Source organism: Verrucomicrobiia bacterium (assembly GCA_035629335.1).
GTDB lineage: Bacteria > Patescibacteriota > Saccharimonadia > Saccharimonadales > Saccharimonadaceae > DASUUR01.
This window is the reverse complement of sequence record DASPIB010000006.1, coordinates 1-2,168: the sequence shown is the minus strand read 5'-3', so window position 1 is coordinate 2,168 and position 2,168 is coordinate 1. Positions and strand designations below refer to the sequence as shown.

Sequence of the window (2,168 nt, the reverse complement as noted above, 5' to 3'; positions counted from 1 at the left end):
CTCAAGGGAAACTAATAGATTCGATTTGAAGAGCAAGAGGGGGCCGCTATACCAACAGGTAAGGTAAGCGGAAATAAATTGGTAGTAACAAAAGGCAGATTCGCAAGCTCTTTAAAACTCAGGCAATGTGTAAAGACTTTTCGATAATGATGAGAAACTCCTCAGACCCGGAAAGGACCTCTTTTATAGAGAATCTCTTCCACCCGTGAACGCGTATCTTAGGAATAACAGAGCACGTAAAGCAATTCTTAACAAAATACAAATAACCCTTAAACTAACGTTAGCGCCCTGCGCTAAGCGACCAAAACAGTAACGCGTCAAACAGTAGTTAAGCCACAACAACAAAAATCAACCAATAAAGCTAAGCGAACACAACTAACAGGCTAAATACAGTACCAATGAAAACCCCGTGCAATTTCCTAAGCGTTCACAAGTGGATTCAACAATATCAGTAGATGCCTGGTTATGCATAAGATCTTGCGACTCACCAAAACAGATACTAATCAGTCAGAATAATGTAGTGCGTGAGCTTGGACTCTCCCGATATCTTTACAATATTCGATTAGCATACTCCGACATGTAAGGGAGCTACCCTTAGTGGAGTCCACACCGGATTTAACCTACCGAGGTGTGGTGTATGGTAGTCGGCTGCAGCCCGCGGAGGTGCAGTCAGTGTGTGCAGTAGTTCGTCCAAGTGGGAGGAGGATTTAGCCGGCACAAGCAGCTAAGACCTTCGTCAAGGCGTGGGAGGCGTAGTAGTAAGTGCGGTAACTCCTAGAGTAACTGTCCGCAGTCAGCCTCAGATTCCACTCCATCCCCCCATAGTGTCACCGGGTAGAAAGCGGTGAAAAAAGCGGAAATCTACGATGTTGGGTGACTTTTCAGGGTGATTTACCTTCAAATAGTATGGGAAATCACAACTGGCGGGGCAAATGCATGCGCGAACCGACAGATTAAGGGCGGCGAAAGCGTACACTTTTCAGGACTTAGAAAAATTAGCCCGAAGAACATAAGTAACACTTTCCCGAAGTCAGGGTAACCCAAACCAAGAATTATAGTTACCGAAAGTAGGGTAACTCTTGGCATAGAAATTCCGTAAAATGCGAGTCCTGTAACACTACCCCCTCGTTAGGGCGAAGCGTCCTCGCAAGCAGTCAGTAGAAGATTCCACTGTAAAATAAGGCAAGGGAAAACATACCCGAAGTAGGGTTTCTCCAAACCACCATCAATTCTCCCCCCAAGGTCATAAAACCCATTTTGAGAACCGATATCAAGTGTGGTCTTGCCAAAAGTAACAATTCAGTGAACAAGTCACGTCATTCCTTAAATTGAGCGGAAGCTGGTGTTTTAAGCCAGGGCAGCCTCAATTAAAGTCAGTAAACAAGTTAGTAGCTTCAACGGGCTCGAGTCCGAGTGCCTTCACAGTAGCAACAAGGATATACCGCCCTCCACTACCACTCTTCATCATTCTCCGTAACAACATTACCAAGAACGAAACAAGGGAAGCTTTTCTTGAGCGGAAGCTGGCACAAGTCCAGGGCAGACCTCAGGCAACCACATTAAGTTCTCTTTCTGTGATAAGACAGCTATTGGGACCTCATGTAGTGAGCGTCGCATAACTGTTGGTTGTCGTTCTGGGTGAGGTAACTTGGTCACACCCGTCGACAAGGATAAGTACGAGACTTATCCTAATGTTGCGTGGTTCGGAAGAACTGACACTTAAATGTCACGTAGGCTAGATCCGGAACGGATCGGTTGAGTTAATGGGAAGGTGTAACTCGGGATTCGGCGTCGGGATTTTCGCGGCGGAATTGTTCGAGGGCGAAAATCGGTTCGTCGTCCACTAATAAGTTGTCTAGTGGTTCCCAAGTCGCTTGGTCTTTTTCATATCCTTCCCAATCAACTAGGTATTCCAGGGCTTTTCGTCGCTTGTTCCAACGGCACTGGATGATTTTCCGGACGAAATAGGCGGGCTCGCCGCTATCGTCCTCTGGTTCCGGTGGTTGTTCCGCAGGAAAACGTTCGGATTGTCGATAAGGTTCCAGCTTGGAGACGTGGAAAACGTTGTGACATTTCCAAGCATGAGGAATCCGAATTCGATAGGCCTGGTTACCGATGGGTTCAATAACCTCGTAAGGACCAACTTTTCGGTGAGAAAGTTTGGCTGA

1 protein-coding gene is annotated in these 2,168 nt (G+C 46.5%); it reads right to left on the bottom strand.

From position 1 onward, the window contains the following. Positions 1-1,760 precede the first annotated feature (1,760 nt). Positions 1,761-2,168, bottom strand: a 408-nt coding sequence (locus VD907_05800) for a chromo domain-containing protein (GenBank protein ID HYG84358.1), incomplete at its 5' end; no start/stop codon positions are given.